Source organism: Diaphorobacter ruginosibacter (assembly GCF_040396215.1).
GTDB classification, from domain to species: Bacteria; Pseudomonadota; Gammaproteobacteria; order Burkholderiales; family Burkholderiaceae_C; genus Diaphorobacter_A; species Diaphorobacter_A ruginosibacter_A.
In genome coordinates this window covers 1-8,490 of the sequence record NZ_JBEBOW010000147.1, presented here as the reverse complement: position 1 = coordinate 8,490, position 8,490 = coordinate 1, and the positions used below count along the sequence as shown (strand labels likewise).

General features: G+C 60.4%; 6 protein-coding genes. 1 reads left to right on the top strand and 5 read right to left on the bottom strand.

Translation table 11 applies throughout. The annotated features are described in order from the left end of the window. Positions 1-41 precede the first annotated feature (41 nt). The 5 genes from ABWP92_RS15025 to cobA all read right to left on the bottom strand — a co-directional run bounded on the left by ABWP92_RS15025 (position 42) and on the right by cobA (position 6,453). Positions 42-1,208 carry a hypothetical protein gene (locus ABWP92_RS15025; RefSeq protein WP_353236205.1) on the bottom strand — a complete coding sequence of 389 codons (1,167 nt, stop codon included), beginning with the start codon at positions 1,206-1,208 and terminating at the stop codon, positions 42-44. A gap of 266 nt (positions 1,209-1,474) precedes the next feature. Next, positions 1,475-2,836 carry a HipA domain-containing protein gene (locus tag ABWP92_RS15020; protein WP_353236204.1) on the bottom strand — a complete coding sequence of 454 codons (1,362 nt, stop codon included), beginning with the start codon at positions 2,834-2,836 and terminating at the stop codon, positions 1,475-1,477. Next, positions 2,833-3,123 carry a helix-turn-helix domain-containing protein gene (locus tag ABWP92_RS15015; protein WP_353236203.1) on the bottom strand — a complete coding sequence of 97 codons (291 nt, stop codon included), beginning with the start codon at positions 3,121-3,123 and terminating at the stop codon, positions 2,833-2,835. Before ABWP92_RS15015 ends, ABWP92_RS15020 begins: the two co-directional genes overlap by 4 nt. 970 nt (positions 3,124-4,093) lie before the next feature. Continuing rightward, on the bottom strand, positions 4,094-5,584 hold the full coding sequence (rng, locus tag ABWP92_RS15010) for a ribonuclease G (protein ID WP_353236202.1): 1,491 nt from the start codon (positions 5,582-5,584) through the stop codon (positions 4,094-4,096). Between the two features lie 56 nt (positions 5,585-5,640). Next, positions 5,641-6,453 (bottom strand): uroporphyrinogen-III C-methyltransferase, encoded by an 813-nt coding sequence (gene cobA / locus ABWP92_RS15005; protein WP_353236201.1) that lies wholly within the window; start codon positions 6,451-6,453, stop codon positions 5,641-5,643. A gap of 250 nt (positions 6,454-6,703) precedes the next feature. Between cobA and ABWP92_RS15000 the strand changes: the two genes are divergently transcribed. Continuing rightward, positions 6,704-8,428 (top strand): cytochrome D1 domain-containing protein, encoded by a 1,725-nt coding sequence (locus ABWP92_RS15000; RefSeq protein ID WP_353236200.1) that lies wholly within the window; start codon positions 6,704-6,706, stop codon positions 8,426-8,428. The last annotated feature ends 62 nt before the right edge of the window (positions 8,429-8,490 follow it).

The window sequence follows — 8,490 nt, the reverse complement described above, 5'->3', positions numbered from 1 at the left end:
TGGCGCAGTCAGCAAAATGGCGCCAAGCCCTCTGTTATGGCCTATTGCGGACTCAGATCCGTGGATGCTGTGGTTCGCGGCACAGCGACATAGGGCCCAGCGTCCGCCTCGATCTTGCGATCCTTGGGCTCGAACACGCAGTCGAAGAAGGCGCCGGCTTCCGCCCAGCTCTTCTTTTCGTTCCAAAACGTTAGGAATGCACGGCTCACATCCACCGCGCTGGGACTGATCTGTGTGGTGTGAAGTCCCAGTGCACTTGGCGTGTCCGCCTCATCATGTAACGTGCTCGACTGCTTCGCGTAGCTGCGAAACCGCTGAATCTGGCCGGGCTTGTCAAACCCGGTAGTGCCACACTGGGCACCGCTCTCCTGCCCGCGCTCTGTATGGGCCTGCGAAAAGCTGTCCTGCACCATGTGCAGCAAGGCACCCATGGCCACCTTGTCCAAGTCCTTGCGCACTTCGACGATCCCGGTGGCAAACAGGTTCATTGCCGTGATGTCACCCGGGAAGTAGCTTGCCAGGTTACTGTGACCCAGATCCCGGATGAAGATGCCTGTCGGCGTTGTTCCAGAGGCCACACCCCACAGGAACTCGGCCCACATCTTCATGCGGTCTACCGTCTCACCTGCAGTCTCGCCATCGTAGGCGCCCATCGCATGCATGAACTGGAGGTCACCGTAGTGCGACCGGTACAGCATGTAGTCCCCAGGTCCAAAGGCTGGTGCCTTGAGGTGAGACTTTGTCTTGGCTTGTGCTCCGGCATCCTTGAACAGCCCCCACCAACACAGGGGTTGCGATGTGGATCTCAGAGTGACGCCGACATCGCACCCTTTGATACGGGGTGGCGACTTGGCGTTGAGCAGAAACGGTGGGTCATCGGGCCAACGAACTCCGTACAAGAGAATGCGGTGCTCCTGGACCGCATTGATGGTGACGCAGTCGTACTCCGACCCTCTGCCAGCACCGCAACCGATGGCTGCCAGCGTGATGGACTCATGCACCGGCGATTTCATGATGGGGATGGCCGACCCGACAAACCAGTGCCCCAGGTAGTCCAACACAGGATTTCGCCCCAGCGTCGAGATCTTGCGGTCCACATCGCTGACCTTGGGCAGCACCTGAAATGCCACCGCACTGGATGCAGCGAATAGCGCTGCCATGAGAATAGCGCCGGAGCGAAGACGCGCCCGTGCTTTGAGCTGTTTCATTGGAATCCCCTCCATTGGTTTTCTTATGGCCGACCTTGCTGCCACATCCAAAAACTATTGCAGTATTCGCGGGGATTTGCAATCCTTGTTTTTACACGGCGCACAATGAAGGACATTGACCAGAGTCAATTCGGTAGATTCGCAATGCTCTGCACTCATGAGGTCAAAATGGCCACCGGTGCAAAAACAAAATGACCACCTTGAGTCAAGATAAAGAGCCCAACAGTTGGCCGCGCGACCACAAGGCTTCCGTTCCGGCCCGGCCTTCAGAAAAGATCGCCGCTGAACCTGGGAATCTCCGCCATCTGCCCCAACAGGAAATCCGCCCTGGCCACCACGTAGTTCGCCAGGGCACAAACAAAGGGCCGCTCATCCTGCACGTACACGGGGTCCAGGGCCTGCGCCCTCGCTTCCTCCCGCGCCCATTCGCAGAGCTGTTTCAGTTCGCGTGCGAACGTGCGCCGGGGGAATCCCAGTCGCTCGCAAAAGTCGGCCAGCGCGAACGACTTCACAGCCGGCAACGCGAACTCGTCGCCGAAGGCCATCGCCAGTTCCTGGTCGATGTGGCGGGCGTCGTACACGGCCACGCTGACCAGATCGTAGAACGGCGCCACCGCCAAGGCATCACCCCGCCCGAAAAAGGAGATGTTCTTGCCATGCGCATCGCTGTTGCCCAGCAGCAGCGTGGTGATCGCCCAGAGGGCCATCTGCCGGATGCCGACGGCTGCATTTGACAGATGTGGCCGCAGCGTGGACAAAGCCTTGAAGCTGGCGCCGTCGCGGATATGCCGCACGTCTTCTGCATTGCCCAGCGGACGCTCGTACTTGTGCGACACGGGAAGATTCAGCGCCTGGCAGCCGTCAATGACGTGCAGTCTGCGCACATTCCCGTCGTCACGCACCCGGTCGAAGCGTTCGACGCACAGGACCGGCGCGGGCACGCGCAGGATCTCCACCTCGGCCGCCCAGTTCTCCTTCAAGCGCCGTTGCCCGAGCCGGTTGACGAGCCGCATGCAGAAATGCTCATTGGCCACCATGCAGGGCAGCTTGTCGTTCAACGGCTCGGGCTTGAGGATGTGCGTCGACGAGAGCGAGCCATCCGCCAGGAACAAGGCATCGTCTTCGCGCAGCACCAGCAGCTTGTCCTGGTAGCCCGCCACCGACATGCGCACCTTGTCGTCCCATATCGCGAACGGAATCCTGTTGCGGTCATCGATGCGCTGCTGCAGCTCGGCAAGCGCCACGGGGCGCCGCTGCGCCTCTTGCGCCTGCGGCAGTTGCCCTGCGGGCAGGAAGCTCAGGGCACCCGCCGTCTCGCGGCCCATCACCCGGATCAGGCCAAAGATATTGCTCTTCTGGACATGGGTGAAACTGGAAACCACGTCCAGCGCCCGCCCTTCGGGCAGCAGGTTGTCGATGAAGCGCCGCACGGCCACGGCGGATACTTCGCCGTCGAGAGGAAGATGCGGCGACAGCTGGAATCGGTATGCACGCTGGCGCCAAGGTGCGCTGTACGCGAAGCTGAATTGATCCAACTCTGGATCGAACGCGAGCCGCCCGACAGGGTCTTCATGAAAGAACACGTCCAGCGCGAGATCCAGGCCGTGGGCAGGGAATGCACTACTCATTCGGACTCCTGCTGCGCCACGTCCTTGAGCTTCAGCGCCTGTTCCCTGGAAACGACCAAAACCTCCAGCCCAAGTCCCTCCAGAACCTTGAACAGGCGGTCGGTGGTAATTGACTTCCCATTCTCCAGGCGCGACAGCAAATCGGCCGAGACGCCGCAGAATGCGGCGGCGTCGTCGATGCGCATGCGGGCCTGTGCCCGCGCGTTGCGTACGAGCGCCCCCAGCCCTTCGAGGCTTTCAACCCGAGGATTGCTGGAGGGATGTATGGAGGGAAGACGCCGTGCCATGCTCAATCATAGTTCTGAAATAACGTAACTATAACTGACAACCAAGGATTTGTCGAACATATTCCGGAATCACGGAACTATTGGAGAATCTATGAGGAAGCATCCATTATTTCGCCATTCCGAAATAAACCGATAACTTCCCTCGTGAGTCACAAGCTGGAACCGAGATATCGCGGCCCTGCGGAGCTTACGAAGGCCGTTGCCGGACAGGCCGGGCTGAGGTGCCGGGCAGTTGCGCAGATTGGGGCACATGCGCCCATACCGATCTGTACGCGTGATCGGCGCGGGGAAGATTCCGGCTGTGACATGGCGTCACAGCGTCGATTTGGAAACGGGTACCAAGGCCAGGACTTGCAGCATGCGCATGAAGCCGGTCAAAGAGCCGCCAGAGGCCACGATGCAGGCAGCATCAGTGGTATCGAAAGATGTGAGTTGAGGCATCCGGAAATTTTCTCCGCGTGGTCACCACTGACAGACGTTTCAACACTCTCGCCTACGCGACATATCAGACGCCAGATCGACAGCGCCTGCAGGCGCTCCGGGTAATAAGTGTGCTGGTCGTAGATGCCCTGGAGCCCAGCAAAGCACTGCCATGATGCCAACGCAGGGGTTGGCATTGACGAGGCGCTTGCTGCAGGCATGGGTGAGCAGGCACTTGGCCGTGATGTGCAGGAGGCTCGACTCACCCCAGATGAGCTTGCTGTCGTCGATCAATGCCACGATGTCGCTGGACTCGACTTCGCGCACGCTGAGCGAGCCAAACCGGTAGCAGCCTGCCTTTGCTTGCCATGTTCGTTCTCCTGGTGCCGACGGGCTTGGCCGGATCGTCCGGCTGGCCACCCATCAGGTCATCCAATTTTGTTGGAACAGGGTGGCACTCCGCGACACCAAAAGACAGCCCTGCCGAAAATTCCTTACAAAACAATCACTTATACATAGCAACCAAAACAGAGTGGCTCCCCATGAGTCGTCAAATCAAGACGATGTCGTACTGCTCCTGCCCCATGTACGACTCTGCATGCAGGGAAATCGGCTTGCCGATGAAGTCCGACAATCCAGCCAGGTGCTGGCTTTCTTCATCCAGAAACAATTCCACCACCTTGGGTGAGGCAATCACCTTGAACTCACGCGGATTGAACTGCCTGGCTTCCCGCAGCAACTCCCGGAGAATTTCATAGCAAATGGTGCGTGAAGTCTTCACCTGCCCCACGCCCAGGCAGGTCGGGCACGGTTCGCACAACAGATGGGCCAGCGATTCGCGCGTGCGCTTGCGGGTCATCTCGACAAGGCCCAGTTGCGAGAAACCGCCCACCATGGTCTTCACGCGGTCGCGGGCGAGTTGCTTGCGGAATTCTCCCAGCACCGCACTCTGGTGATCCTCACGCACCATGTCGATGAAATCGACGATCACGATCCCGCCGAGATTGCGCAATCGAAGCTGGCGGGCAATCGCGCCCGCCGCCTCCAGGTTGGTCTTGAAGATGGTGTCATCGAAATTGCGCGCACCCACATAGCCGCCGGTATTGACGTCGATGGTGGTGAGCGCTTCGGTCTGATCGACTATGAGATAGCCACCCGATTTGAGATCCACGCGCTTGCCCAGCGCGCGGGCGACATCCTCATCGATCGAGTACAAATCGAAAATTGGCCGCTCCATCTTGTAGAGCTGCAGTTTGGCCGCTGCAGCCGGCATGAACTCCTTGCCGAACGACTGCATCACCGCAAACTGCTCATTGGAGTCGATGCGGATGGATTGTGTATGTTCGCTCACCAGATCGCGCAGAACCCGCTGCAGCAGATTCAGATCCTGGTACAGCAGCGATCTCGGTGCCTTGCGCTGCGCCGCATCCCGGATACCGGCCCAGGTCTTGCGAAGATAGGCAATGTCCTCGCTGAGCTCCTCATCGGTCGCGTCTTCGCCGTTGGTTCGCAGAATGAATCCGCCGCCCCCTCCGGTTGATTTGTCACCCACCAGCTCCTGCAGACGGTTGCGCAGCAGCTCCCGCTCGTTGAGCGGGATCTTCTGCGAAACACCCACATGGTCATCCTGCGGCAGAAAAACCAGCAGGCGTCCGGCGATGCTGATCTGCGTGGACAGGCGTGCGCCCTTGGTGCCGATGGGATCCTTGATGACCTGCACCATGAGCGCCTGGCCCTCGAACACCTGCTTCTCGATGGGCACCAGCGGCTCCGCCTTGCCCCGCACCGCCATGGGAGGCTCGCCACCTTCGTGGCGCTGCCATACGTCGGCTACATGCAGAAACGCCGCGCGTTCCAGACCAATGTCGATGAAAGCGGATTGCATGCCGGGCAGGACACGCGAGACTTTGCCCAGATAGATGTTTCCAACGAGCCCACGTTCCAGTGTTCGCTCGACGTGCAGTTCCTGAACCGCTCCGTGTTCCACCACAGCCACGCGGGTTTCCTGTGGGGACCAGTTGATGAGAATGTCTTGTTGCATTGGGCTTCGCAGAATAAGGCTCCAATGATGCCTGATTCCCGTCGCCCCTGCGGCGATCAGCCCTCCAGCAGAGATGCCGGTGTCGCCATCCCGCGCGAGAGGGTCTCATGCAGGCTGACCACCTCTCCCACGATGATGAGCGCCGGCGGCTTCACGTGATGATCCAGCGCGAGCTGTGGAAGAGTCTGCAGCGTTCCACAGATGCAGCGCTGCCCGGGCAGGGTCGCATGCTCCACCAATGCGGCGGGCATGTCCGCGCGCATGCCGTGGCGCTGAAGCTCGCCGCAGATGACGGGCAGGTTGCCGATGCCCATGTAGAACACCACGGTCTGCCGGGGCCGCGCGAGCATGGCCCAGTCCAGATCGGCATCGTTGGCGCCGCGCAGGTGCCCGGTGGCATACACCAGCGTGGCCGCATGGTCACGGTGCGTCAGGGGAATGCCGGCATAGGCGCCCGCCCCCTGCGCCGCCGATATTCCCGGCACGATCTCGAAGGGGATGCCTGCGCGCTCGAGCCCCTGCGCCTCTTCTCCGCCACGCCCGAAGATGAAGCAATCGCCCCCTTTCAGCCGCACCATGCTGCGGCCATCCGAGGCCAGCCTCACCATCAATTCGATGATTTCCTCTTGAGGAATGGTGTGATGCCCGGCCTGCTTGCCCACGTAGATGAGGTCTGCATCCTCTGCAACGTACCGCAGCACGTCCTTGCTCACCAGATGATCGTAGAGCACGAGCCGCGCGCCGCGCAGCGCCTTCACCGCGCGCAGCGTGAGCAGCTCTGGATCGCCCGGGCCTGCGCCGACGAGCGTGACCTTGCCGGGTTGCGAGTACTGCGCGGTTTCGCCTTCTGCGCCCTCACCACGCGGCATGCGAATGCTCCGGACTGCTTCTTCCACCATGTTCATCACGGACCTCTCGTTCTCGCTTTGAGTTTATGGACGCATGTTCGAATCACCGCGATCTTTCGTCCTTAAACCAAGTCAAGGACAGTCATGCGGCTCCACTGCGACGATGAATCACTCGCAAAAAAGAGGGAATGGACAGCGACCTCGCGAGATGAGCTCCGGCATCTGCCGGGGCTACAAACATGCGCTGATCCGTGATGCAGAGGACCGCACAATGACAGCAAGAAGAATCGCAAGACTGATCGCGCTCGCGGCAGCGGCGATGGTTTCAGTTAGCTCGATGGCGCAGGACGGGAAGGACGTCACGCAAACACAGCTCAATCATCACCTCGGCACCTCGCCGCTGGCGAATGAGCCGATGCACCAGAACACCTCCAACTCCAAGGCGCCGCCGATGACGCAGGCCGAGTTCGATCTGGGTCGCAAGATCTATTTCGAGCGCTGCGCCGGCTGCCACGGCGTGTTGAGGAAAGGGGCGACCGGCAAGCCGCTCACCCCGGACATCACACTGGAAAAGGGCACGGAGTACCTGAAGGTCTTCATCGCCTATGGCTCCCCTGCGGGCATGCCCAACTGGCAGACCTCCGGCGAGATGACGGAGAAGGAAGTGGATCTGATGGCCCGCTACATCCAGCAGGATCCCCCCACACCGCCCGAATACAGCATGGCGGACATGAAGTCCACCTGGAAGATCCTCGTCGATCCAAAGGACCGCCCAAAGAAGAAGGAGAACAACTACAACATCTCCAACATCTTCTCCACCACCTTGCGTGACACCGGCGAAGTGGCGCTGATCGACGGCGACACCAAGCAGATCATCAACATCGTCAAGACCGGCTATGCGGTGCACATCTCGCGCATGTCCGCCTCCGGCCGCTATCTGTTCGTGATCGGCCGCGACGCCAAGATCAACATGATCGACCTGTGGATGGCCAAGCCCGACAACGTCGCGGAAATCCGCGTCGGTCTGGAAGCCCGCTCGGTGGATACGTCCAAGTTCAAGGGCTACGAAGACAAATACGCCGTTGCCGGAAGCTACTGGCCCCCGCAGTTCGTGATCATGGACGGCGACACGCTCGAGCCGCTGAAGATCGTCGCAACACGCGGCATGACCGTTGACACGCAGGAATACCACCCCGAGCCGCGCGTGGCCGCCATCGTGGCCTCGCACTTCAAGCCGGAGTTCCTCGTCAACGTGAAGGAAACCGGCAAGACCCTGCTGGTGGACTACAGCAACATCAACGAGCTCAAGACTACCGAGATCGGCTCTGCCCGCTTTCTGCATGACGGCGGCTGGGATGCCTCCAAGCGCTACTTCATGGTGGCAGCCAACAACAGCAACAAGGTCGCGGCCATCGACGCCAAGGAAGGCAAGCTGGCGGGCCTGATCGACGTGGGCAAGATCCCCCATCCGGGCCGCGGCGCCAACTTCATCCATCCGAAGTATGGTCCCGTCTGGGCAACCGGCCACCTGGGCGATGAGACCATCTCGCTGATCGGCACCGATCCTGTCAAGCACAAGGAATATGCCTTCAAGGAAGTCGCCAAGCTCAAGGGCCAGGGCGGCGGCGCGCTGTTCATCAAGAGCCATCCGAAGTCCAATCACCTGTATTCGGATACTCCGCTCAATCCGGACGCCAAGTTCGCCCAGTCTGTCGCCGTCTACGACATCAATAACCTGGACAAAGGCTATACCGTTCTGCCCATCGCGGAGTGGGCCGGCCTGACGGACGACGGCGCCAAGCGCGTGGTGCAGCCCGAGTACAACAAGGCTGGCGACGAAGTGTGGTTCGCTGTCTGGTCCGCCAAGGACAAGCAAAGCGCCATCGTGGTGGTTGACGACAAGACGCTCAAGCTGAAGGCCGTGATCAAGGACCCGCGCCTGATCACCCCGACCGGCCACTTCAACGTCAACAACACACAGCACGACGTGTATTGAGCATCCGAGCCATGACACATCCTGCCCGCACCTTCATCCAGGCCATTGCCTGCATCGCTCTC